Origin of the sequence: Streptomyces sp. NPDC017676 (assembly GCF_044329325.1) — a bacterium.
Taxonomy (GTDB): Bacteria; Actinomycetota; Actinomycetes; order Streptomycetales; family Streptomycetaceae; genus Streptomyces.
In genome coordinates this window covers 117148-138558 of record NZ_JBIRJA010000001.1, presented here as the reverse complement: position 1 = coordinate 138558, position 21411 = coordinate 117148, and the positions used below count along the sequence as shown (strand labels likewise).

General features: G+C 71.0%; 22 protein-coding genes. 8 read left to right on the top strand and 14 right to left on the bottom strand.

Annotated features, from left to right (window positions below):
• Window positions 1-112 precede the first annotated feature (112 nt).
• Together ACH4LD_RS00570 and ACH4LD_RS00565 are read left to right on the top strand one after the other, a co-directional pair.
• The gene (locus ACH4LD_RS00570) at window positions 113-1399 is read left to right on the top strand and encodes a PTS transporter subunit EIIC (protein ID WP_398053049.1); all 1287 of its coding nucleotides are present in this window, start codon (window positions 113-115) and stop codon (window positions 1397-1399) included.
• Window positions 1400-1554: 155 nt separating this feature from the next.
• Window positions 1555-2820: a PTS transporter subunit EIIC gene (locus ACH4LD_RS00565; RefSeq protein ID WP_398053048.1), complete on the top strand. Its 1266-nt coding sequence runs from the start codon at window positions 1555-1557 to the stop codon at window positions 2818-2820.
• A 64-nt stretch (window positions 2821-2884) separates the two neighbouring features.
• Here the strand turns inward: ACH4LD_RS00565 and ACH4LD_RS00560 are convergent, their stop codons facing one another.
• Window positions 2885-3637 carry an MBL fold metallo-hydrolase gene (locus tag ACH4LD_RS00560; protein WP_398053047.1) on the bottom strand — a complete coding sequence of 251 codons (753 nt, stop codon included), beginning with the start codon at window positions 3635-3637 and terminating at the stop codon, window positions 2885-2887.
• Window positions 3638-3875: 238 nt separating this feature from the next.
• Between ACH4LD_RS00560 and ACH4LD_RS00555 the strand changes: the two genes are divergently transcribed.
• A complete protein-coding gene (locus ACH4LD_RS00555; protein ID WP_103810137.1) occupies window positions 3876-4334 on the top strand; it encodes a type II toxin-antitoxin system PemK/MazF family toxin in 459 nt (152 codons plus the stop codon).
• 8 nt (window positions 4335-4342) lie between these two features.
• Here ACH4LD_RS00555 and ACH4LD_RS00550 read toward each other — a convergent pair whose 3' ends face one another.
• From ACH4LD_RS00550 to clpS, 8 genes are all read right to left on the bottom strand, one after another.
• Window positions 4343-4804 carry a hypothetical protein gene (locus ACH4LD_RS00550; RefSeq protein ID WP_398053046.1) on the bottom strand — a complete coding sequence of 154 codons (462 nt, stop codon included), beginning with the start codon at window positions 4802-4804 and terminating at the stop codon, window positions 4343-4345.
• A 114-nt stretch (window positions 4805-4918) separates the two neighbouring features.
• Window positions 4919-5869 (bottom strand): PLP-dependent cysteine synthase family protein, encoded by a 951-nt coding sequence (locus ACH4LD_RS00545; RefSeq protein ID WP_398053045.1) that lies wholly within the window; start codon window positions 5867-5869, stop codon window positions 4919-4921.
• Between the two features lie 17 nt (window positions 5870-5886).
• Window positions 5887-6165 carry a MoaD/ThiS family protein gene (locus tag ACH4LD_RS00540; protein ID WP_103810134.1) on the bottom strand — a complete coding sequence of 93 codons (279 nt, stop codon included), beginning with the start codon at window positions 6163-6165 and terminating at the stop codon, window positions 5887-5889.
• Window positions 6166-6253: 88 nt separating this feature from the next.
• Window positions 6254-6349: a putative leader peptide gene (locus tag ACH4LD_RS00535; protein ID WP_309550412.1), complete on the bottom strand. Its 96-nt coding sequence runs from the start codon at window positions 6347-6349 to the stop codon at window positions 6254-6256.
• 79 nt (window positions 6350-6428) lie between these two features.
• A complete protein-coding gene (locus ACH4LD_RS00530; protein ID WP_103810133.1) occupies window positions 6429-6851 on the bottom strand; it encodes a Mov34/MPN/PAD-1 family protein in 423 nt (140 codons plus the stop codon).
• Window positions 6852-7048: 197 nt separating this feature from the next.
• Entirely contained in the window at window positions 7049-8467 is a 1419-nt protein-coding gene (locus ACH4LD_RS00525) for an amino acid permease (RefSeq protein WP_398053044.1), read from the bottom strand.
• A 329-nt stretch (window positions 8468-8796) separates the two neighbouring features.
• Window positions 8797-9402, bottom strand: a complete 606-nt coding sequence (locus tag ACH4LD_RS00520) for a DUF2017 domain-containing protein (protein ID WP_398053043.1) — start codon at window positions 9400-9402, stop codon at window positions 8797-8799.
• A 10-nt stretch (window positions 9403-9412) separates the two neighbouring features.
• Window positions 9413-9730 (bottom strand): ATP-dependent Clp protease adapter ClpS, encoded by a 318-nt coding sequence (gene clpS / locus ACH4LD_RS00515; RefSeq protein ID WP_171155799.1) that lies wholly within the window; start codon window positions 9728-9730, stop codon window positions 9413-9415.
• Window positions 9731-9787: 57 nt separating this feature from the next.
• Here clpS and ACH4LD_RS00510 point away from each other — a divergent pair, with 57 nt between their 5' ends.
• Entirely contained in the window at window positions 9788-11191 is a 1404-nt protein-coding gene (locus ACH4LD_RS00510; RefSeq protein WP_132786027.1) for a nicotinate phosphoribosyltransferase, read from the top strand.
• 37 nt (window positions 11192-11228) lie between these two features.
• Window positions 11229-11822 carry an isochorismatase family protein gene (locus ACH4LD_RS00505; RefSeq protein ID WP_398053042.1) on the top strand — a complete coding sequence of 198 codons (594 nt, stop codon included), beginning with the start codon at window positions 11229-11231 and terminating at the stop codon, window positions 11820-11822.
• A 176-nt stretch (window positions 11823-11998) separates the two neighbouring features.
• Here ACH4LD_RS00505 and ACH4LD_RS00500 read toward each other — a convergent pair whose 3' ends face one another.
• Window positions 11999-12319, bottom strand: a complete 321-nt coding sequence (locus ACH4LD_RS00500) for a hypothetical protein (protein WP_132786026.1) — start codon at window positions 12317-12319, stop codon at window positions 11999-12001.
• A 121-nt stretch (window positions 12320-12440) separates the two neighbouring features.
• Window positions 12441-14798, bottom strand: a complete 2358-nt coding sequence (locus ACH4LD_RS00495) for an immune inhibitor A domain-containing protein (RefSeq protein WP_398053041.1) — start codon at window positions 14796-14798, stop codon at window positions 12441-12443.
• 360 nt (window positions 14799-15158) lie between these two features.
• On the opposite strand from ACH4LD_RS00495, the gene ACH4LD_RS00490 reads away from it, so the two are divergent.
• A complete protein-coding gene (locus ACH4LD_RS00490) occupies window positions 15159-15395 on the top strand; it encodes a hypothetical protein (protein ID WP_132786024.1) in 237 nt (78 codons plus the stop codon).
• A 93-nt stretch (window positions 15396-15488) separates the two neighbouring features.
• On the opposite strand, the gene ACH4LD_RS00485 is transcribed toward ACH4LD_RS00490, so the two are convergent.
• Together ACH4LD_RS00485 and ACH4LD_RS00480 are read right to left on the bottom strand one after the other, a co-directional pair.
• A complete protein-coding gene (locus tag ACH4LD_RS00485; protein ID WP_398053040.1) occupies window positions 15489-16166 on the bottom strand; it encodes an RDD family protein in 678 nt (225 codons plus the stop codon).
• 64 nt (window positions 16167-16230) lie between these two features.
• The gene (locus ACH4LD_RS00480) at window positions 16231-17784 is read right to left on the bottom strand and encodes an RDD family protein (protein WP_398053039.1); all 1554 of its coding nucleotides are present in this window, start codon (window positions 17782-17784) and stop codon (window positions 16231-16233) included.
• Window positions 17785-18020: 236 nt separating this feature from the next.
• On the opposite strand from ACH4LD_RS00480, the gene ACH4LD_RS00475 reads away from it, so the two are divergent.
• Entirely contained in the window at window positions 18021-18434 is a 414-nt protein-coding gene (locus ACH4LD_RS00475) for an SsgA family sporulation/cell division regulator (RefSeq protein WP_398053038.1), read from the top strand.
• A gap of 8 nt (window positions 18435-18442) precedes the next feature.
• Here the strand turns inward: ACH4LD_RS00475 and ACH4LD_RS00470 are convergent, their stop codons facing one another.
• Window positions 18443-19849 (bottom strand): FAD-binding oxidoreductase, encoded by a 1407-nt coding sequence (locus ACH4LD_RS00470; protein ID WP_398053037.1) that lies wholly within the window; start codon window positions 19847-19849, stop codon window positions 18443-18445.
• 92 nt (window positions 19850-19941) lie between these two features.
• On the opposite strand from ACH4LD_RS00470, the gene ACH4LD_RS00465 reads away from it, so the two are divergent.
• Complete coding sequence (locus tag ACH4LD_RS00465; RefSeq protein ID WP_398053036.1) at window positions 19942-21408, top strand: tetratricopeptide repeat protein; 1467 nt, start codon at window positions 19942-19944, stop codon at window positions 21406-21408.
• The last annotated feature ends 3 nt before the right edge of the window (window positions 21409-21411 follow it).

Genomic DNA, 21411 nt, shown 5'->3' with positions numbered 1-21411 from the left:
AGTTGGCCCATCTTCGCGAGCGGTCTTGCCGTCCGTGCCGAATGATGGCGATCACGACAGCGGAACCGTCCGCCGACTGGTCTACACCACCGTGGGGAAGGTCGCCAAACCCATGAGTGCAGAGAGCACGGCGAGCAGCGCCGGGGCCCGCTGGAACCGTCTGTTCCAGAGCATGCAGAAGATGGGCCGCAGTCTCCAGTTGCCCATCGCGGTGCTGCCGGCGGCGGGCATCCTGAACCGGCTGGGGCAGCCGGACGTGTTCGGCGCGGACAGCCTGGGCTGGACCGACGTCTCGAAGGTGATGAGCGGGGCGGGCGGCGCGCTGCTGGACGGCCAGCTGGGGCTGCCGCTGCTGTTCTGCGTGGGCGTCGCGATCGGCATGGCGAAGAAGGCCGACGGTTCGACGGCGCTCGCCGCGGTGGCGGGCTTCCTCGTCTACTACGGCGTCCTGCGGCAGTTCCCGCAGACCTGCCCGGCGGGCGCGAAGGTGGTCGCCACGGGCTGCCAGGCGGCGAACGGCACGGTGTCCGCGTACACCTACCAGAACCCGGGCGTCTTCGGCGGCATCGTCATGGGCCTGCTGGCCGCCTTCTTCTGGGCCCGTTACCACCGCACGAGGCTGGTGGACTGGCTGGGCTTCTTCAACGGGCGCCGGCTGGTGCCGATCATCATGGCCTTCGTCGCGATCCTGTTCGCCGTGGTGTGCCTGTTCGTCTGGCCTCCGGTCGGCGACGCGCTGGAGAGCTTCAGCGGGTGGCTGCGGGACGCCGGCTCGTGGGGCGCGGGCGTCTTCGGGGTCGCGAACCGGGCGCTGCTGGTGGTGGGTCTGCACCAGTTCCTGAACGTGCCCATCTGGTTCCAGTTCGGCAGCTACACCAAGCCCGACGGCACCGTGGTGCACGGCGACATCAACATGTTCCTCCAGGGGGACCCGGACGCCGGCCAGTTCACCTCGGGCTTCTTCCCGATCATGATGTTCGCGCTGCCGGCCGCGGCGCTGGCCATCACGCACTGCGCGCGGCCGGAGCGCCGCAAGGAGGTCGGCGGCCTGATGCTGTCGGTCGCGCTCACCTCGTTCGTGACCGGCATCACCGAGCCGCTGGAGTACTCGTTCCTCTTCATCGCGCCCGGCCTGTACGCCGTCCACGCGGTGCTGACCGGTGCGTCGATGGCGGTGACCTGGGCGCTGGGCGTGCACGACGGTTTCAGCTTCTCGGCGGGCCTGATCGACTACGTGATCAACTGGAACCTGGCGACGAGACCGTGGGCGATCATCCCGATCGGCCTGTGCTTCGCGGCCGTGTACTACCTGGTGTTCCGCGTCGCGATCACGCGTTTCGACCTGAGGACGCCGGGGCGGGAACCGGCGGAGGACGTGGAGGACGTCACCAAGGTCTGAGCGCACCGTGCGTAGCGCCGCGGTGGCGGATTCGCGGGTTCCTTATGCCGCCTTCATCGTGCTACAACAGGTCTACACCACAGGTGGTGTAGACCAGAGACGCTGCCGTCCCCTTCCATGGTTCCCGGGCGGCGCCTTGCCCGATGGAGGAGCTTGTGACCACGGCCAGCGCCGCACCCGCGGCCGAGAAGAAGAAGGGCGCCGGAGCGATGGCTGTGCTCCAGCGCATCGGCCGCAGCCTGATGCTGCCGGTCGCCGTGCTGCCCGCCGCCGCCCTCCTGGTGCGCCTCGGCAACACCGACATGCTGGGCCGCTCGTCCTTCCCGGCCTTCCTGACCAAGATAGCGTCGTTCATGGCGGCCGGCGGCAACGCCATCCTCGACAACATGGCGCTGCTGTTCGCCGTCGGCATCGCGATCGGCTTCGCGAAGAAGTCGGACGGCTCCACGGCCCTCGCCGCCGTCGTCGGCTACCTGGTCTTCAAGAACGTGCTCGCCACGTTCACCGACAAGAACCTGCCGAAGGTGGCGGCCGTCGTCGACGGCAAGGTCGTCATGCAGAACGCCCCGGTGGACGCCAAGGTCCTCGGCGGTGTGGTGATGGGCATCGTCGTGGCCCTGCTGTACCAGCGCTTCTACCGCACCAAGCTGCCCGACTGGGCGGGCTTCTTCGGCGGCCGCCGGCTCGTTCCGATCCTGTCGGCCTTCGCGGGCCTCGTCATCGGCATCGTCTTCGGCTACATCTGGCCGGTCCTCGGCACGGGCCTGCACAACTTCGGCGAGTGGCTGGTGAAGTCGGGGGCGGTCGGCGCGGGCATCTTCGGTGTCGCCAACCGTGCGCTGATCCCGATCGGCATGCACCACCTGCTCAACTCGTTCCCGTGGTTCCAGGCGGGCGAGTACCACGGCAAGAGCGGTGACATCGCGCGCTTCCTGGCCGGCGACCCGCACGCGGGCCAGTTCATGACCGGCTTCTTCCCGATCATGATGTTCGCCCTGCCGGCCGCGTGCCTGGCGATCGTCCACTGCGCCCGGCCCGAGCGCCGCAAGGTCGTCGGCGGCATGATGTTCTCGCTGGCCCTGACGTCCTTCGTCACCGGCGTCACCGAGCCCATCGAGTTCACCTTCATGTTCATCGCGCCGGTCCTGTACGCGATCCACGCGGTCCTCACCGGTGTTTCGATGGCACTGACCTGGGCGCTGGGCATGAAGGACGGCTTCGGCTTCTCGGCGGGCGCGGTCGACTTCGGCCTCAACCTGGGCATCGCGAGCAATCCGTGGGGCCTGGTCCTGGTCGGCCTGTGCTTCGCGGTGGTCTACTACGTGATCTTCCGCTTCGCGATCACCAAGTTCGACCTGCCGACCCCGGGCCGCGAGTCGGACGAGGAACTCGCGGAACTGCAGAAGGCGGAGGCCAAGTAACCAGACGGCGCGAAGGCCCCGGAACCTCTTCGGTTCCGGGGCCTTTCGTCTGCGCGCGGCGGCCTCAGATCTCGTACGTCTGTCGCGGCGCCGCCAGGTGCACCGGACCGGTGAACACCTCGCGCGCGTCCCGCAGGTTCACCTCGGGGTCGGTCCACGGCGGGATGTGGGTGAGGACGAGCCGCCGTACGCCCGCGCGGGCCGCCGTCTCCCCCGCCTCGCGGCCGTTGAGGTGCAGGTCGGGGATGCTCTCCTTGCCGTGCGTGAACGCGGCCTCGCACAGGAACAGATCGGTGTCCCGGGCCAGCTCGTCCAGCGCCGGGGTGACGCCGGTGTCGCCGGAGTACGTCAGGGACCTGCCGCCGTGCTCGATCCGGATGCCGTACGCCTCCACGGGGTGGCGGACCCGCTCGGTGTGCACGGTGAACGGGCCGATCTCGAACGAGGACGGCTTGACCGTGTGGAAGTCGAAGACCTCGCTCATCGAGGAGGCGGAGGGGGTGTCCGCGTAGGCGGTGGTCAGGCGGTGCTCGGTGCCCTCGGGGCCGTAGACCGGGATGGGTTCGCAGCGGCCGCCGTCGTGGCGGTAGTAGCGCGCCACGAAGTACCCGAGCATGTCGATGCAGTGATCGGCGTGCAGATGGCTGAGGAAGATCGCGTCGAGGTCGTAGAGACCGCAGTGGCGCTGCAGCTCGCCGAGGGCGCCGTTGCCCATGTCGAGGAGCAGCCGGAAGCCGTCGGCCTCGACGAGGTAGCTCGAACAGGCCGATTCCGCGGACGGGAACGACCCCGAGCAGCCGACGACGGTGAGCTTCATGAAACAGAAACCTCCGTTGGCGGGTATCCGGTGGGCAGGACGTAAACCCCTTGCGGGGCGGGGGCTGTCGGGGGTCGTGCGGTCCGTCGAGCGTAAGGCGCGAAAGCGCGGGTCGCTCCTCCGCCAGGGGCCGTTGTGGGCGAACTCACCTGTGCTGTCACCGGTTCGGCTGGACGCAGGGCGCACAAGGATCGGAAGAGGGCGCGCGAGGTCCGGCGCGCGCCGGTAACGTCGTCGTATGGACACGTCCTGGTGGCTGGCGCTCGCGGCGGTGGTACTGCTCGCGCTCGTCGCCACGCTCGTCGACGGCTGGGGCCGCGGTCACCGGCCCGGCGGACGGCGGCTGCGGCCCCCGGGCCGGCCGGGCCCGCGGACGGCGCACGCGGTACGGCCCTCCCCCGGGGACATCTGGTGGGCGGAGGTCCCCTACGAGGACCGGGCCGGGACCAAGGACCGGCCCTGTCTGGTGCTGGCCGTGCGCGGCAACCGGGCCACCGTCGCGAAGATCACCAGCAAGTACCACGACGAGCGCTGCGGGGTGATCCCGCTGCCGCCCGGCGCGGTCGGCGACACCCAGGGGCGGCCCAGTTTCCTGGAGACCGACGAGCTGCGCGAGGTCCCGGTGGACGGCTTCCGCCGCCGGGTGGGCGTGGTCGACCCGGTCCTGTGGGACCAGGTACGGCACCTGGCGGGTTAGGGAGCACCTCAGCTCACGCGCACGGTGACCGTCCAGTCCTCGATGCCCTTGCAGGAGACCTGGCCCGGTGCGGTCGGCTCGGCGCACAGCGGGCGGGACGACGTGAGCTTCACCGTGCCGGCGGCCACCGCCCGGTACGCGGCCGTGGCGTCACCCGGCTGGAGTACGAAGCCCGCGTTGACGGCCTGCAGTGCCGTACCGCTCGCGGCGACCGGCTGCCAGGGGCGGGCCCTGGTCCCGTCCAGCGTCAGCCGGACCTCGCCGCCCTCGGTCACGCAGACGGTACGGCCGTGATCGGCGGCCGTCAGCTCCACGTGACCGGTGCAGCCGCCGGCGGACCGGGTGGGCGCCGGCGTGCCCGTGCGGGCCGGCGCCGACACCTTGTCGCTGCTCCCGGTGTCCTGCTGGGAGCCGCAGCCCGCGAGGAGCAGCGCTGCCGCCGCGGGGGCGAGGAGCGTCGTACGGCGCATGGGGTCCGCCTCTCTGCCGGAGTCCTGGTACGGATGTGACGTACCACCGGCGCGCGCGGATCCACCCCTTCGAACACCCAGCACCCGTGTCACCAACGTCCCGGGACAGCACACCTAGGCCCAGAGCTGGCCCTGGAGTGCCGCGATGGCCTCTTCCGTGGTGGCCGCCGTGTAGACGCCGGTGGAGAGGTACTTCCAGCCGCCGTCGGCCACGATGAAGACGATGTCGGCGCTCTCGCCCGCCTTGACGGCCTTGCGGCCGACGCCGATCGCCGCGTGCAGGGCGGCGCCGGTGGAGACGCCCGCGAAGATGCCCTCCTGCTGGAGGAGTTCACGGGTGCGGGTGACCGCGTCGGCCGAGCCGACGGAGAACCGGGTGGTCAGGACGGACGCGTCGTACAGCTCGGGGACGAAGCCCTCGTCGAGGTTGCGCAGGCCGTAGACCAGGTCGTCGTAGCGCGGTTCGGCGGCGACGATCTGGACGCCCGGCTTGTGCTCGCGCAGGTAGCGGCCGACGCCCATGAGGGTGCCGGTGGTGCCGAGGCCCGCCACGAAGTGGGTGACCGAGGGCAGGTCGGCGAGGATCTCGGGGCCGGTCGTGGCGTAGTGGGCGCCCGCGTTGTCCGGGTTGCCGTACTGGTAGAGCATCACCCAGTCGGGGTGCTCGGCGGCCAGTTCCTTGGCCACGCGCACGGCGGTGTTGGAGCCGCCGGCGGCCGGCGAGGAGATGATCTCGGCGCCCCACATGCCGAGCAGGTCCCGGCGCTCCTGCGAGGTGTTCTCCGGCATCACGCACACCATCCGGTAGCCCTTGAGCTTGGCCGCCATGGCGAGGGAGATGCCGGTGTTGCCGGAGGTGGGTTCGAGGATCGTGCAGCCCGGGGTCAGCCGGCCGTCCTTCTCCGCCTGCTCGATCATGTGCAGGGCGGGCCGGTCCTTGACCGAGCCGGTGGGGTTGCGGTCCTCCAGCTTGGCCCAGATCCGCACGTCCGGGGCCGGCGACAGCCGCGGCAGGCACACCAGGGGGGTGTTGCCCACCGCGGCCAGCGGGGAGTCGTAGCGCATCGCTGCTCAGCGACCGATCAGCGCATGCCGCCGGCGACGGCCGGCAGGATCGTGACGTTGTCGCCGTCGGACAGCTTGGTGTCGATGCCGTCCAGGAAGCGGACGTCCTCGTCGTTGAGGTACACGTTGACGAAGCGGCGCAGCTGGTCGCCGTCCACGATGCGGGCCCGGATGCCCGCGTGCCGCGACTCCAGGTCGGCGAACAGCTCGGCGAGGGTGCTCCCGTTGCCCTCCACCGCCTTCTGACCGTCGGTGTACTGGCGGAGGATGGTGGGGATGCGGACCTCGATGGCCATGGTTGCGGGCTCCTGTCAGGAAGTGTCGGAAGGTGTGGGCACGCGGCGGGGCACGCCGCGGCTCACGGCCGTACGGCGGCGGGGAACGTCAACAGATGGCGCTGTTCAGCCTGCACAGATCGACGTGCAGCCGCGCCACGAGCAGCGTGCCCGGCGCCTTCTCGCTCACGTCGTTCAGAACCATGGGCTCATCGTATCGATTCCCGGTCCGGATCCCGGAGTGTGATTCCACATCGCGGACGGAATCCGACCGAGTGCTGGGATCAGTACGCCTCGACGACCTTGACCTCCTCCTCGGTGACCTCCCCTTCGAGGATGCGGAAGGAGCGGAACTGGAACTCTCCGGCGCCGTCGGTGTCGGCGGTGGACACCAGGACGTAGTGCGCGCCGGGCTCGTTGGCGTAGCTGATGTCGGTCCGGGACGGGTACGCCTCGGTCGCGGTGTGGGAGTGGTAGATGATCACCGGCTCCTCGTCGCGGTCGTCCAGCTCGCGGTAGAGCTTGAGCAGGTCCTGGGAGTCGAACTCGTAGAAGGTGGGCGAGCGGGCCGCGTTGAGCATCGGGATGAAACGCTCGGGGCGGCCGGACCCCACCGGGCCGGCGACCACGCCGCACGCCTCGTCGGGGTGGTCCGCGCGCGCGTGGGCGACGATCTGGTCGTGGAGCTCCTGGGTGATGGTCAGCATGGGGGTCAGGATAAGCAGAGGGGCCGTCCCGTACCGAGGGGTGGTACGGGACGGCCCACATGGCGGACGTCCTGAGCGGCGGCCACCGGGAGCGCCACGAGAGCTCCCGACGACCGGACGTCCTTTTCCGGAGGTCTTCCGGGGTCTTCCGGCGTCTTCCGGGGTCTCCCGAGAGCCCCCGAGGATCCTTTTGGGGGTCAGCCCACCTTCTCGAACTCCGGCTCGCGGCGGTCCGCGATGGACGGCGTGCGGGACTTCAGGACCAGCCAGCCGATGCCCAGGGCGACCGCCCAGACCGCCATCACGTACAGGCAGACGCGGGAGTCGGCGTCGTAGGCGATCAGGCCGGTGACGAAGAGCAGGAAGGCGATGGCGATGTACGAGCACACCGCGCCGCCGGGCGCCGGGAAGGAGCTGGCGGGCAGCCGGCCCGCGTCGACCGCGCGGCGGTAGAGGACGTGGCTGATCAGGATCATCAGCCAGGTCCAGATGCCGGCCGCGGTGGCGACGGAGGTGACGTAGCCGAAGGCCTTCTCCGGGACGATGTAGTTCAGGACGACGCCGATGCCCATGAACAGCACCGAGACGGTGATGCCGAGGGCCGGGGTCTTGGACGCCGACAGCCTGCTGAAGACGCGGGGGGCCTCGCCGTTGTCGGCCAGTGTGCGCAGCATGCGGCCGGTGGAGTACATGCCCGAGTTGCAGGACGACAGGGCGGCCGTGAGCACCACGAAGTTGACGATGCCCGCGCCGGCCGGGATGCCGATCATCGCGAACGCCTTCACGAACGGGCTGACGCCCTCCGTGAACTCGGTCCACTTCACCACACAGAGGATGACGGTGAGGGCGCCGACGTAGAACAGGCCGATGCGCCAGGGCAGCGTGTTGATGGCCTTGGGGAGGGTCTTCTCCGGGTTCTCGGACTCGCCCGCGGTGACGCCGACCAGCTCGACGGCGAGGTAGGCGAACATCACGCCCTGCAGGGTCATCAGCGAGGAGCCGATGCCCTTGGGGAAGAAGCCGTCGAACTGCCACAGGTTGGACACGTGCGCGGTGTCACCGGCGGCGCTGAAGCCGAAGGTGAGCACGCCGAGACCGATCACGATCATGCCGATCAGGGCGGTGACCTTGACCATGGAGAACCAGAACTCCAGCTCACCGAAGAGCTTCACGGAGATCAGGTTGACCCCGAAGAGGACCACCAGGAAGACGAGCGCCGTCACCCACTGCGGAATGGCCGGGAACCAGTAGTTGATGTAGATCGCGGCGGCCGTCAGCTCGGCCATGCCGGTGACGACCCACATCAGCCAGTACGTCCAGCCGGTGAAGTAGCCGAAGAACGGGCCGAGGAACTCGCGGGAGTAGTCCGCGAACGAGCCCGAGACGGGACGGTAGAGCAGCAGTTCGCCCAGGGCCCGCATGATGAAGAAGATGATCACGCCCGCGAGGGCGTACATGAGGATGAGGCTCGGGCCGGCCTTCTCGATGTTCGCGCCTGCCTTGAGGAACAGACCGACGCCGATGGCGCCGCCGATGGCGATCATCTGGACCTGACGGCTGCCGAGCCCGCGCTCGTACCCCTCCTCAGGGGCGGTGGTGACCTTCTCAGAGGTCATGTGTGGTGCGCCTTTCTCCATGCCGACCCGGGCCTTTCGTCGGCCTCGGATCGGGTCTCGATCCCCCCGGATGATGGAGTTGTCTGCCTGGCCGACGGTCGTCGGCTCGGTGGCGCACCCGGCCGGACGTGGGTGGTGTCGGCCGGGCGGTCGTGAAGATTTATCACGGCCGCAATACTGATCACAGGGGTGCGATGTGGCGCATCACACAGGTAAAAGCGGACAAAGAACGCCCGAATGCGGCAAAACCGGCCACAAAGGTGACGGGATCGTTATCCGGATTTGAGCGTCCTCTGAGCGAACACTTCCGAGGGACACATCCGTACGAACTACGGCATCAGGGTCGTCACCAGGGTCTCCTGGAGCCCGCCGAGCCACAGGTACGCCATGACCATCGGCTTGCGCGGGTCCTCGTCCGGGAGCCGGTAGAGCAGGTCGGTGTCGTCCTCGTCGGTGATCTCCAGCCGGGAACCGATCGCCAGCCGCAGATCGTTGAGGGCGCCGAGCCACTGCCGGGACTCCTCCGGGGACAGCTTGAGCACCGCCCCGCCCTCGTCGACCGGGGCCAGCGCGTCCAGGCTGCGGATCACCCCGAGGGCACTCTCCCGCTTGCCGGCGCGCAGGTCGTTCTCCGTGAAGCGGCGGAACTCGGCGGAGCGCGCCCGCCGCTCCTCGGCCTCGGCCGACGAGGCGGGGATCTCCTCCGGGTCGCTGTAGGCGTCCGGGAAGAGCCGTCGCAGCACCGGGTCGGCGGGTGGCTCGCTCGGCCCCTCCGCGAACAGCTCGGCGAGCGGGTCGTCCGGGGCGTCGGCGCCGGGTCCGGGACCGATGAGCTCCAGGAGCTGGACGGCCAGCGACCGGATGATGGAGATCTCGACGTCGTCGAGGGCGACGGCCGCGCCGCCGCCGGGGAGCGATTCGAAGTGTCCGGGCATCTGGGTGCGTTTACTTCCGGTCCTGCTGGAGGGTGGCCCACAGACCGTAGCCGTGCATCGCCTGCACGTCGCGTTCCATCTCCTCGCGGGTCCCGCTGGAGACGACCGCCCGGCCCTTGTGGTGGACGTCGAGCATGAGCTTGGTGGCCTTGTCCTTGGTGTAGCCGAAGTACGTCTGGAAGACGTACGTCACATAGCTCATGAGGTTGACCGGGTCGTTGTGGACGATCGTGACCCAGGGGACGTCGGGCTCGGGTACGGCGAAGACCTCCTCCGCCGACTCGGTGCGTTCGATCTCTACGGGCGCGGGTGACGTCACACAGCCCATGCTGCCACGGCCTCCATAAATCGTCACACCGACGAAAAGGGAGTACGATTCCTCGTCATGAACACAGCGGACCTTGGGCTGCCGGTGGACGTTCCCTCGACAGCGCTCTTCACGGACCAGTACGAGCTGACGATGCTGCGTGCCGCCCTGAAGGCCGGTACGGCCGAACGGCGGAGCGTGTTCGAGGTCTTCACCCGGCGGCTGCCGAACGGGCGCCGCTACGGCGTGGTGGCCGGCACCGGCCGCGTCCTGGACGCGGTGGAGAACTTCCGCTTCGACGCCGGTGTCCTCGGCTTCCTGCGCGAGCGGGACATCGTCGACGAGGAGACCCTGCGGTGGCTCGCCGACTACCGCTTCAGCGGGGACATCTGGGGCTACCCCGAGGGCGAGGTGTACTTCCCCGGCTCCCCGATCATGCGCGTCGAGGGCAGCTTCGCCGAGTGCGTCCTGCTGGAGACCGTGATCCTGTCCATCCTCAACCACGACTCCGCCATCGCCGCCGCCGCCTCCCGGATGGCCTCCGCCGCCGGTGGCCGCCCGCTGATCGAGATGGGCGCCCGCCGCACCCACGAGCTGGCCGCGGTGGCCGCCGCCCGCGCCGCCTACGTCGGCGGCTTCGCGACCACCTCCGACCTGGCCGCCGGCTTCCGCTACGGCATCCCGACCGTCGGCACCTCCGCCCACGCCTTCACCCTGCTGCACGACCGCGAGCGCGACGCCTTCCAGGCGCAGGTCGACACCCTCGGCCGGGGCACGACCCTCCTGGTGGACACCTACGACGTCGCCGAGGCCGTCCGTACGGCGGTGGAGGTGGCCGGCCCCGAGCTGGGCGCGGTCCGCATCGACTCCGGCGACCTGCTGCTGGTGGCCCACCGGGTGCGGCAGCAACTGGACGAGCTGGGCGCGACCGGCACGAAGATCATCGTGACCTCCGACCTGGACGAGTACGCCATCGCCTCGCTGGCCGCCGCGCCGGTGGACGCGTACGGCGTCGGCACCCAGCTGGTGACCGGCTCCGGGCACCCGACCTCCTCCATGGTCTACAAGCTGGTCGCCCGCGCCGACTCCGCCGACCCGAAGGCCCCGCTGCTGCCGGTCGCGAAGAAGTCCAGCGGCGGCAAGACGTCCATCGGGGGCCGCAAGTGGGCGGCACGGCGGCTGGACGCGGAGGGGGTCGCGGAGGCCGAGGTCGTCGGCACCGGGCCGGTCCCGGCGGAACTGGCCGACCGGCAGCTCCTGGTGCAGCTGGTCAAGGGCGGCGAGGTGGTCGCCCGGGAGCCGCTGGACGTGACCAGGGACCGCCACATCGCGGCCCGCGCGAATCTGCCGCTCTCCGCTGTCCAGCTGTCCAGGGGGGAACCCGTCATTCCGACGGAGTACGTCCACGGGCGCTCGGGTAGCCAGAGCGGGACCCCGTCCGCCCCTGGACGCCCCCTCCCGCAGGAGCCCGGAATTCTCTAGGCTCAGTTACTTCACTCTCAGTCGAAGGACACCCACCATGCGCCGCGCCTTGATCGTCGTAGACGTGCAGAACGACTTCTGCGAGGGGGGCAGCCTCGCGGTGGCCGGCGGTGCCGACGTGGCCGCCGCCATCACCGAGCTGATCGGCCAGGCGGCGGGCACCGGGTACCGGCACGTCGTGGCCACCCGTGACCACCACATCGCGCCCGGCGGCCACTTCGCGGACAACCCCGACTACGTCCGCTCCTGGCCCGCGCACTGCGTCGCGGGCACGGAGGGGGTGGGCTTCCACCCGAACTTCGCCCCGGCCGTCGCCTCCGGCGCGGTGGACGCCGTCTTCGACAAGGGTGCCTACACGGCCGCGTACAGCGGCTTCGAGGGCACGGACGAGAACGGCGTCCCCCTGGCCGACTGGCTGCGCGCCCGGGAGATCACCGAGGTGGACGTGGTCGGCATCGCCACGGACCACTGCGTACGGGCCACAGCCCTGGATGCCGCGCGAGAGGGCTTCCGCACGCAGGTCCTCCTGGACCTGACCGCCGGGGTGGCGGGCGAGACCACCGAGCGGGCCCTGGAGGAGCTCCGGGAAGCGGGCGTGGAACTCACCGGCAAGCCCGTGGTGAGCGGCTAGGAACGTCGGCCCGGAGGGCTTGCGGCCGGTTCGGCACCGCCGGTGACCGCCGTCGTGGCTGATCGGCCGCTGCGGCGGAAACGAGGGCAGGCGCTGCCGGCCTCAGCGGCGCGGGGAACCGCGCGACCGGCCACCACGCCCCCGCACCCGCACCCGGTGACGTACCGCCGCTCCCCTCACCGCACCAGCGCCGGCCCGCGCAGCAGCGCCCGGATCGGGTGCCACAGCTCGTTCACCATGACACCGTTGTCGGCCGGGGCCGTGCGCCATATCAGGCCGTCGGGGTGATGCAGGACCGCCGTGATCTCGTCCGGCGTCGGAGGCTCGGCGTTCCCCCGGAGGTAGATCGCCCGCAGGCCCAGGTTCCGGAGCCTGGTCAGGGCCCGGGCCCGGTTCTGGGCGTGCACGAGAACCCGCACCCCGGCGGAGCCGTACGGCAGGTTCAGCGCCACCACCACCGTGCCGTTCGGCAGCTTGCAGAAGCCTCCAGCGGCCATGCGGTCACATCCCCGTTCCGGTCGGTGTCAATAAGCGGTCCACAGGACGCACCTAAACACGACCGGCGGCAACCCGCCAAGGGGTTGCCGCCGATACGCCTCTGACCTGCGGTGATGCGGACTACTTCACCGCGGGGCCGACCTTGAGCTGGATCGTGGAGCCGTCCTTGGCCTCCTTGACGATCGTGATCTTGGTGTTGGTGTCAGTGACCTTCACCCCGCCCGTCGGGTTCGACGGGTCGTAGTAGGTGCTGGTGTGGTCGTTGAAGACCCGGACACCCTTCGAACCCTTGATCTTCAGCGCGACGTCGGCCTTGTGCAGCGTGATGCCGTCCGTGGCGTAGAGGCTGAACGGCGAGTCGTACGCCTGGATGCGGTTGCGCAGCAGCGTGCCGTCGGTCCACTTCAGGGCCTTCGGGTGCGAGTCGACCGGCAGGATCAGACCGGTGCCCGGGTGGCCGCTCGCGGCGTTCGTGTTGTTGTCCGCCTGGGAGGTGTCCCACTTCCAGATCAGCAGGCCGTTCTGGTACGGGTAGTGCTCCACCCAGTCCGGGCGCGACGCGAAGCCGAAGTTGTACGGGCCGGTCTTCAGCGTCTTGTCGTACGACACGTACTGCCGGTTCTCGGCGATGTAGTACTGCTTGTAGTCCTTGGTGAAGGACGCGCCGATGCGGGAGAAGCCGTCCGCGGTCCAACCGGCGTCCGCGGTCTCGGCGTTGTCCGAGAACAGCGGGGTGCCGTCGGCGGTCACGGCGATCTCGTCGGCCGTGAAGCCGTTCTCCGCGACACCGCCGTCGGTGGCGTAGCGGAAGCGCAGGTCGATCTTCTTGCCCGCGTAGGCGTCGAGCGGGAACACCAGCTTCTTGTACGTCTGCGAGAAGCCGCTCAGCGCCGGCTTGCCGCTGGCGTCCTTCGGCAGGGCCTGGCCGTCGGCCGTGCCGTCCAAGGGGGTCCAGTTGGCGCCGCCGTCGGTCGAGACCTCGGTGTAGACGTAGTCGTAGCCGGCCTCGGTGGCCCACCAGCCGTCCAGGGTGAGGCTCGCCGAGGACTTGCCGGTGAGGTCCACGGAACGGGTCAGCGTGTTCTTCAGGTTGTTGCCGCTGCCGCTCCACCACTGGGTGGCGCCCTGCGCCGGCTCGGTGATGGTGGTGGTGACCGCCTTGTCCGGCAGGGTCACCACGAGGGCCTGCTTGTCCCAGGTGTTGTACTCGGCGACGCCCAGCTTGTGCGTGGACTGCTTGCCGGCCTTGGCGGTGTCGTAGTTCAGCCAGCCCAGCTGGAGCTTGTCCCAGGCGTTCATGTCGCCCGGCAGGTCACCGATGGACTCCTTGCCGGTGCCGAGCCAGGAGCCGGAGGACATCAGGGTCCAGAAACCGGTGGAGTTGTCGCCGCCGGCGGTGTCGTACTCGTCCGGCAGGCCGAGGTCGTGGCCGTACTCGTGGGCGAAGACGCCGAGGCCGCCGTTCTCCGGCTGGATGGTGTAGTCGCCGACCCAGATCCCGGTGTCGCCGACCTGCGTGCCGCCGAGCTTGTTGTTCTCGGGGCCGGTGGCGCCGGCGTCGGTGCCGAAGGCGTACCAGCGGTGGGCCCAGATCGCGTTCTCGCCCTCGGCGCCGCCGCCGGCGGACTCGTCCTCACCGGCGTGCACGATCTGGAAGTGGTCGACGTAGCCGTCCGGCTCGTTGAAGTTGCCGTCGCCGTCGAAGTCGTAGCGGTCCCACTGGTCGTACTTGGCGAGGTCCGCCTTGATGTCGGCGTCGGTGCGGCCGGCCTTCTTCTGCTGGGCGACCCAGGCGTTCAGGCCGTCGCTGACGACGTTCCACACGCTCGGGCAGTTGGTGTCGCCGCAGGCGTTGTTGCCGTAACGGGCCTCGTTGTACGGGACCTTGACCCAGTCGGTGACCTCACCGGAGACCGAGTAGCGGCCCGAGGACTGCTTCTCGTAGTACTTCTTCAGCGACTCGGTCTTCTTGCCGGTGCCGAAGTAGAGGTCCTGGTAGTGCTTCTGGTCGTAGTCCTTCTGCCAGGCCGTGGAGTTGTCCTTCTTGCGGTCCGGCGCGGCGATCTTGTTGTGCAGCGGGCCCGGGGTGCCCCCGAACTTGGGGTCGGTCTTGTCGCCGAACTCCACCAGGATCGTGAAGATCTTGTCGGTCTTCTCGCGGCTCAGTTCGACGTACTTGCTGCGGCCCTTGCGGCTCTTGAGCTCGACGACCTTCGAGCCGTTGCGCTCCTTCGCGGTGGCCTTGCCCGATATGAGCTGGTTCAGGGCCTCCTTGCGCTGCGCCTCCTGGGTCTTGCTCAGGGGGCCGTCCAGGTCGTGCGCGCGCTGCTTCACCGGCGCCGGGTCGTGCCGGTTGGCCGCGGCGTTCTGGGCCTGGGTGCTCGCCTCCGCGACGGCGAAGGTGGCGAACGTGGCGGAGGCCGCCGCGAGCGTCACACCGATGGCGGCCGCTCTGAACGTCCAGGATCTGCTGGTCACTTGAGTTCCTCCCCCGCGCCGCGCGCACGGACAGAGGGTTCCGGGTCTTGGAGGAATCCGTGCGCGCACGATCAACGCGTGTAGTCAAGTGACGACATTTGACTAGAGGTTTAGCTGAAAAGACAGACCTTGACTTGAGCAGGACAAGTGCACTATGCGGAGGTGACGTTCGCTTTACGGACGCGTGTCACCCCGCCGACGGGCGCAGGGGAACGCCCGTTTGGCCGGAGGGTGACTCCATGCGCCCCCTGTGCACCGGTACCGTGGGTTAGGTCACGCTTACCGGGCGTCCCGCTCGGGCATGCAGGCCAACAGAGTGGCACCCCCCGACTTCCGAAGACTGCCGAGGACACGATTGCCATGCCTCGTCCGACCGCCGCACAGCTCGCCTACGGTTCCTGCACCGTGATCTTCTCGACGCTCGCCATGCTGCTGCTGTCCCAGACGAGTTCGGGCCTCGGGGTCGCCGTCATCGCCCTCGCGGCACTCGCGCTGGGCCTGCTGGTCGCCCTGACGGTCCCCGTCCCCGGGGCGCGCGCGGAGCGGGCGCCCGCCGAGCCCGTCGCGGAGGAGGAACGTATCCCCACGACCCTGTGAGCGGACGGGGACACAGGGCCGCGGAGCTGCGACAGTGGCGGCTCCGGACGTCCCGGAACCGCCACTGTCGTGCGAGCACCCCTGGCGGACGGCTCAACCGGTGCTGACCACCACCGTCTTGGCCGCCTTGTCGTGCAGGCCCTGTTTGTACGGCTTGTCGAAGAAGCTCCAACCACCCGAGACGGCCGTCCAGATGCAGGCGCAGCAGAAGGCGAACGGCACCCACAGCACCAGGGAGCGGATCAGCATGGTCTGCACGGAGGGCGTGGCGCCGTTCTCCAGGTTGGCCACCCGCAGGCCGAGCAGCTTCTTGCCGAGGGTCTGCCCCGACCTGGTCATCATGAAGGTGTCGTACGCGATGTAGAGCACGGCCGCGATGAAGGACTGCGCGAGGGATCTGCCGACCTCCGCGCGCTCACTGTCGAGCGTGTACGCGCTCACCCCGAACGCCCAGGTGAGCAGCAGCACGACGATGCCGACCAGGATCATGTCGATGATGCGCGCGAGCGTCCGCTTTCCGCTGTCGGCCAGCGGGGGCATGCCGGCCAGCGGGTCGGCCGGGTAGCCGCCGGGGCCGTAGGGGCCGCCGCCCGGACCGCCGCCGTAGGGGCCACCGCCGTAAGGACCGCCACCGCCGGGGGGAGGGGGCTGGGCGCCGCCGTACGGGGCGTCGTACGGCGAGCCCGGCCCCTGGTCCGACGGGGGCCGCTTCCTGAAGGGGTCGTCCTCGGGGGGCTGCTCTCCGGAGCCGGGGGGCGGTTCGCTGCTCATGGCCCGAGTGGAACCCGAAGATCCCGGCTCCGCATCCGGCAGACGGCCGGACGGAGGACGCGCGTCAGCCGGCCACGAAGGTGTGGGCCGCCTTGTCGTGCCAGCACTGGCGCCAGGGCCGGTCGAACAGGCACCACAGCACACCCACGATCCCGACGACCAGCAGGCCCGGCACGCTCAGGACCAGCCAGCGGCGCAGTGCCGCGCCGAACGCCGGGGGCTCGTGTGCCTCGATGTCCCGGACCTCAAGACCGCACAGCTTCTTGCCGAGGGTGCGGCCCCACTTGGCCGTGGGCAGCACCTCGTACAGGACACCGGCCAGGAACAGGACGGCGAGGACGATGCCGAGGCTGGTGCCGGTCGTGCCGTCGAGCAGCCAGACCGTGACCTCGCGGCCCGAGAGCCGGGCCGCGTCGATCTTCTGCTGGACGTGGTCCACGGCCCGGATGCCGAGCGGGACCGCCGCCGCGGCCGTCACGGCGCCGATGACCAGCAGGTCGATCAGCCGCGCGGCGAGCCGCTTGCCGAGTCCGGCGGGGCGGGCGGCGGCCTGCCGGCGCGCGGCGGCCTGGAAGAGGTCCTCCACCGGAGGCTTCCACGGCGCCACGGGCTGCTCGTCCCCGCCCCCGGCGAGCTGGTGCACCTGCTGCGCCCAGGAGGCCTGCCCGCCACCGGGCCCGCTGGTCAGCGGGGTGACGGGGGCACCGGCATGGCCGGGACCCGCCTGGTGCGGCAGCGACGGGGCCACGGGGGCGGCGGGGGAAGGCTGGGGCGCGGGGGCCGGCTGTGGGACCGACGGTGACCGCGGTGCCTGCGCCCCCGGCGACGGCTGCGGGACCGACGGTGACTGCGGTGCCTGGGCCGCCGGGGGTGTCTGTGCGGCGGCGGCGCGGGCCGCGGCGGCCTTTCCGGCGCCGAAGCCGGAGTTCGCGGGCGCGCCGACCGGGCCTTGCGCGCCGAAGCCGGCCGGGCCGCTGTCGGGGCCGGACGGGGCTTGCGGGGCCGGAGGGGCGGACGGGACCGGGCGGAAGGTCATCGTGCCGTCGTCGGCGCGGTCGGCCGCCGCCGGGCCGGGGATCGGACGGCGGAAGATGAAGGTGCCGGGATCGTGGGGGTCGTCCTCCGTCGGCGGGATCGTCGCGGTGCCGTCGGTCCGGCTGGTGGCGCGGCCGTCGGGGTCGGGGGAGGCTTCGGCCGGCACCCGGGGGTCGGTACCCCAGGGTTCGCCGGGCTGACCCGGCCGGCCGGGCTGAGCGGGCTGCCCCGGCGCGCCCGACTGTCCCGGCGCACCCGGACGGCCCCACTGCGCGCCCTGCGCGCCCTGCACGGGTTGCGCGGGCTGACCGCCCTGCCGGTCCCGCTGACCCGCGCCGCCCTGCTGCTCCCCGTCCGGCGGGTCCTCGTCGAAGAAGTGCGGACCCGTTTCCTCCACGGACGGGGACGCCGGGCGGGCGCCGGCGGGCGGGGTGAGCGGTTCGCCGTTCTTCGGCGCCGGGCGGCTCGTGCCGGGCACCCAGGAGGCGCCGTTCCAGTACCGGACGTAACCGGGGATGGACGGGTCCGGGTAGTAGCCCTCGCGGGGCCGGTCGTCGCCTGGGGCCGGGGTTGGGGCGCTCATGTCCGTCGTCCCGTATCTGCTCGGGGGTGTGATGGGGGCCTCCACATCTATCAGACCCGGGCATCCCCCACCGCCAGTCCCGCCGGACCCACCCCTTTCCGGGCAACGCCGTGACCCACTCCCCGCGGGGCTTCCGAAAGGAATTTCTGCGAACCCGCGTAATGGTCCGGCCCCTGCCCCCTCTCTCCCGGTGCGGGCCCTTCCCGGCGGCCCCGACGCGAGAGGAGACGCAGGTCATGCAGCACACCGTGGTGGAGCGCGAACTGGAACTGAGGCTCATCCTGTCACCGGAGCGGAGCGTCCCGGTGCCGGCCCGGCTCGCATACCGCTCCGACGACCCCTACGCCGTCCACATCACCTTCCACATCGACTCGGCGCACCCCGTCGACTGGACGTTCGCCCGCGACCTGCTGGTGGAGGGGGTGTTCCGGCCGTGCGGTCACGGGGACGTGCGGGTGTGGCCGACGAAGACGGACGGGCGCGGTGCCGTGCTGATGGCGCTGAGTTCGCCGGACGGCGACGCGCTGCTTCAGGCGCCGGTCCGGCAGGTGTCGGCCTGGCTGGAGCGGACGCTGCGTGCGGTGCCGCCGGGCACGGAGGGCGGGCGGCTCGGCATCGACGACGCGCTCGACCACCTGCTCGCCCAGTGAGCCCGGCGTCAGAAGAGCTTGCCCGGGTTGAGGATGCCCAGCGGGTCGAAGACCTGTTTCACCGCCCGCTGCATCTCCACCCCGACCGGGCCGATCTCCCGGGCCAGCCACTCCTTCTTCAGGACGCCGACGCCGTGTTCGCCGGTGATGGTGCCGCCCAGCTCCAGCCCGAGGGCCATGATCTCGTCGAAGGACTCGCGGGCCCGGCGGGACTCCTCGGGGTCGCGGGCGTCGAAGCAGACCGTGGGGTGCGTGTTGCCGTCGCCGGCGTGCGCGCAGACCCCGATCGTGAGGTCGTACTCGGCGGCGATCCGCTCCACGCCCTCCAGCATGGCGCCGAGCCGCGAGCGGGGCACGCACACGTCGTCGATCATCGTCGTGCCCTTCACCGCCTCCAGCGCGGTCAGCGAGAGCCGCCGGGCCTGCAACAGCAGCTCGGACTCGGCCGCGTCCTCGGCCGGGACGACCTGGGTGGCGCCGGCGGCCTCGCACAGGGCGCCGACCGCGGCCAGGTCCGCCGCCGGGTCCGGGGTGTCGAACGCGGCCAGCAGCAGTGCCTCGGTGGTCTCGGGCAGCCCCATGTGGGCGAGGTCGTTGACCGCCTTGACCGTCGTACGGTCCATCAGTTCGAGGAGGGACGGCACGTGACCGCCCTCCATGATCCGGCAGATGGCGTCGCAGGCGGCCGCCGCGGAGGCGAACTCGGCGGCCAGCACGAGCTGCCGGGGCGGCTTGGGCCTCAGCCCGAGCACCGCCCGGACGACGATGCCGAGGGAGCCCTCGGAGCCGACGAAGAGCCGGGTGAGGTCGTAGCCCGCGACGCCCTTCGCCGTACGCCGGCCGGTGGACATCAGACGACCGTCGGCGAGGACGACGTCCAGGCCGAGGACGTATTCGGCGGTCACGCCGTACTTGACGCAGCACAGGCCGCCGGAGGCCGTGCCGATGTTGCCGCCGATGGTGCACATCTCCCAGCTGGAGGGGTCCGGCGGGTAGTACAGGCCGTGTTCCTCGACCGCGCGGGACAGGGTCGCGTTGACCACGCCCGGTTCGACCACGGCGATCCGGTCGACGGGGCTGATCTCCAGGATGCGGTCCATCTTGGTGAGGGACAGCACGATGCAGCCCTCGGTGGCGTTGGCGCCGCCGGACAGGCCGGTGCGGGCGCCCTGCGGGACGACGGGGACGCGCAGCTCGGTGGCCGTGCGCATGACGTGCTGGACCTGCTCGACGGTGCGTGGGAGGACGACGACGGCGGGACTGCCCGCCGGGCAGAAGCTCGCCATGTCGTGGGCGTAGGAGGCCGTGACGTCGGAGTCGGTCAGGACGGCCTCGGGCGGCAGGCCGGCCAGGAGCCGGTCGGCGAGGTTACCGGTGTGCTCGTCGCGGGGTGCTTCGATACGGCTCATGATCACAGCGTGTCACTCGCGGCCATCGGTGTGAACCCCGCCCGCGCCGCTCCGGGGCCACATGGATGTGCTCGTCATATTGACGCACAGTGAGCGCCATGGACAACCGACAGTGCGTGGGTACGTCCCTGGTCCCGGAGCCGCCGGCGCCGCGCCGGCGGGCGCTGCGGCGGGTGCTGGTCGCCTCGCTGGCGGGCGGTGTCGTGGCGGGCACGGTGCTGATGCTGCTGCCGCACGAGCGGCGGCACGGGCCGGCCGTGCCGCCCGCCGCCGGTCCGCAGGCGCGGCCTCGGGCACAGGTGCCGGCGCTGACGACGGTGACCTACGGCGTGCCGGCCGCGCTGCCCGGGCTGACGGCGCTCATCGGGCGGCAGGAGCAGTCGGTGCGGGCCCGGCCGCGGGACGCCCGGGCGTGGGCGGTGCTGGGGTCGGCGTACGTGGAGCGGGGGCGGCGGGCGGGTGACGCGGCGGACTACCCGAAGGCCGAGCAGGCACTGCGGGAGTCGTTGAAGGTGCGGGGCGGCCGGAACACCGAGGCGCTGGACGGCCTGGCCGCGCTGGCGCTCGCGCGCCGGGACTTCCCGGCGGCCAAGAGCTACGGCGAGCAGGCGCTGAAGGCGGACCCGAAGCGGTGGCAGGCGTATCCGCCGCTGATCGACGCGTACACCGGGCTCGGCGACTACGAGAAGGCCCGCTCCGCCCTGGACAAGCTGCTGGCGCTGCGTACCGACGCGGCGGCGCGGCCGGCCGTGATGGCGCGGGCCTCCGCGGTGTACCGGGACCGGGGCTGGCGCGAGGACGCGGTGGCCCAGCTGACCGACGCGGCGGCCGCCGCCCGCACCCCGGCGGAGCAGGCCGCGTGGCTGACCGGGCTGGGACAGCTCGCGTGGGAGCGCGGGGACCTCGCGGACGCGCTGCGGCACTTCGAGGCGGCGCTGCGGCTCGATCCCGACCAGCGCGCGGCGGCGGCCGGGCGGGCGCGGACGCTGGCCGCGCTGGGGCGCACGGCGCAGGCACTGGCCGCGTACCGGGCCGTCGTCGCGAAGCAGCCGGACCCCGCGGATCTGCTGGAACTGGGCGAGCTGTACGAGTCGCTGGGGCAGCCCGGGGTCGCCGAGGAGCAGTACACGCGGATGAAGGCGGCGGTACGGCGGGCCGTGTCCGGCGGGGTGGACGAGGAGGTGCTGATCGGGCGGTTCGAGGCGGACCACGGGGACCCGTGGGACGGCGTGGAGCGGCTGCGGGACGAGTGGGAGCGGCAGCCGGGGATCGAGGTGGCCGACGCGCTGGGCTGGGCGCTGCACCGGGCCGGTGAGGACGAGGAGGCGCTGACCTACGCGACCACCGCGACGGACAAGGCGAAGGGGGGCGGGGTGCGCAGCGCGCTGTACGCGTTCCACCGGGGCGTGATCGAGGCGGAACTGGAGCGGTACGGCCCCGCGCGGCGGCATCTTGAGGAGGCGCTGCGCATCAACCCGTACTTCTCGCCGCTGCAGGCGCCGATGGCGCGGGAGGCGCTGCGGGAGCTGGGCGACGTACCCGACGAGCCGCCGCCCAGCGAGTAGCGT

Coding starts and splice junctions, on each gene's coding strand:
- ACH4LD_RS00510 (WP_132786027.1), top strand. CDS start 9,788: ATGAACACAGCGGACCTTGGGCTGCCGGTGGACGTTCCCTCGACAGCG.
- ACH4LD_RS00520 (WP_398053043.1), bottom strand. CDS start 9,402: ATGCCCGGACACTTCGAATCGCTCCCCGGCGGCGGCGCGGCCGTCGCC.
- ACH4LD_RS00505 (WP_398053042.1), top strand. CDS start 11,229: ATGCGCCGCGCCTTGATCGTCGTAGACGTGCAGAACGACTTCTGCGAG.
- ACH4LD_RS00480 (WP_398053039.1), bottom strand. CDS start 17,784: ATGAGCGCCCCAACCCCGGCCCCAGGCGACGACCGGCCCCGCGAGGGC.
- ACH4LD_RS00490 (WP_132786024.1), top strand. CDS start 15,159: ATGCCTCGTCCGACCGCCGCACAGCTCGCCTACGGTTCCTGCACCGTG.
- ACH4LD_RS00560 (WP_398053047.1), bottom strand. CDS start 3,637: ATGAAGCTCACCGTCGTCGGCTGCTCGGGGTCGTTCCCGTCCGCGGAA.
- ACH4LD_RS00570 (WP_398053049.1), top strand. CDS start 113: ATGAGTGCAGAGAGCACGGCGAGCAGCGCCGGGGCCCGCTGGAACCGT.
- ACH4LD_RS00475 (WP_398053038.1), top strand. CDS start 18,021: ATGCAGCACACCGTGGTGGAGCGCGAACTGGAACTGAGGCTCATCCTG.
- ACH4LD_RS00500 (WP_132786026.1), bottom strand. CDS start 12,319: ATGGCCGCTGGAGGCTTCTGCAAGCTGCCGAACGGCACGGTGGTGGTG.
- ACH4LD_RS00550 (WP_398053046.1), bottom strand. CDS start 4,804: ATGCGCCGTACGACGCTCCTCGCCCCCGCGGCGGCAGCGCTGCTCCTC.
- ACH4LD_RS00535 (WP_309550412.1), bottom strand. CDS start 6,349: ATGGTTCTGAACGACGTGAGCGAGAAGGCGCCGGGCACGCTGCTCGTG.
- clpS (WP_171155799.1), bottom strand. CDS start 9,730: ATGGGCTGTGTGACGTCACCCGCGCCCGTAGAGATCGAACGCACCGAG.
- ACH4LD_RS00555 (WP_103810137.1), top strand. CDS start 3,876: ATGGACACGTCCTGGTGGCTGGCGCTCGCGGCGGTGGTACTGCTCGCG.
- ACH4LD_RS00545 (WP_398053045.1), bottom strand. CDS start 5,869: ATGCGCTACGACTCCCCGCTGGCCGCGGTGGGCAACACCCCCCTGGTG.
- ACH4LD_RS00485 (WP_398053040.1), bottom strand. CDS start 16,166: ATGAGCAGCGAACCGCCCCCCGGCTCCGGAGAGCAGCCCCCCGAGGAC.
- ACH4LD_RS00525 (WP_398053044.1), bottom strand. CDS start 8,467: ATGACCTCTGAGAAGGTCACCACCGCCCCTGAGGAGGGGTACGAGCGC.
- ACH4LD_RS00530 (WP_103810133.1), bottom strand. CDS start 6,851: ATGCTGACCATCACCCAGGAGCTCCACGACCAGATCGTCGCCCACGCG.
- ACH4LD_RS00540 (WP_103810134.1), bottom strand. CDS start 6,165: ATGGCCATCGAGGTCCGCATCCCCACCATCCTCCGCCAGTACACCGAC.
- ACH4LD_RS00465 (WP_398053036.1), top strand. CDS start 19,942: ATGGACAACCGACAGTGCGTGGGTACGTCCCTGGTCCCGGAGCCGCCG.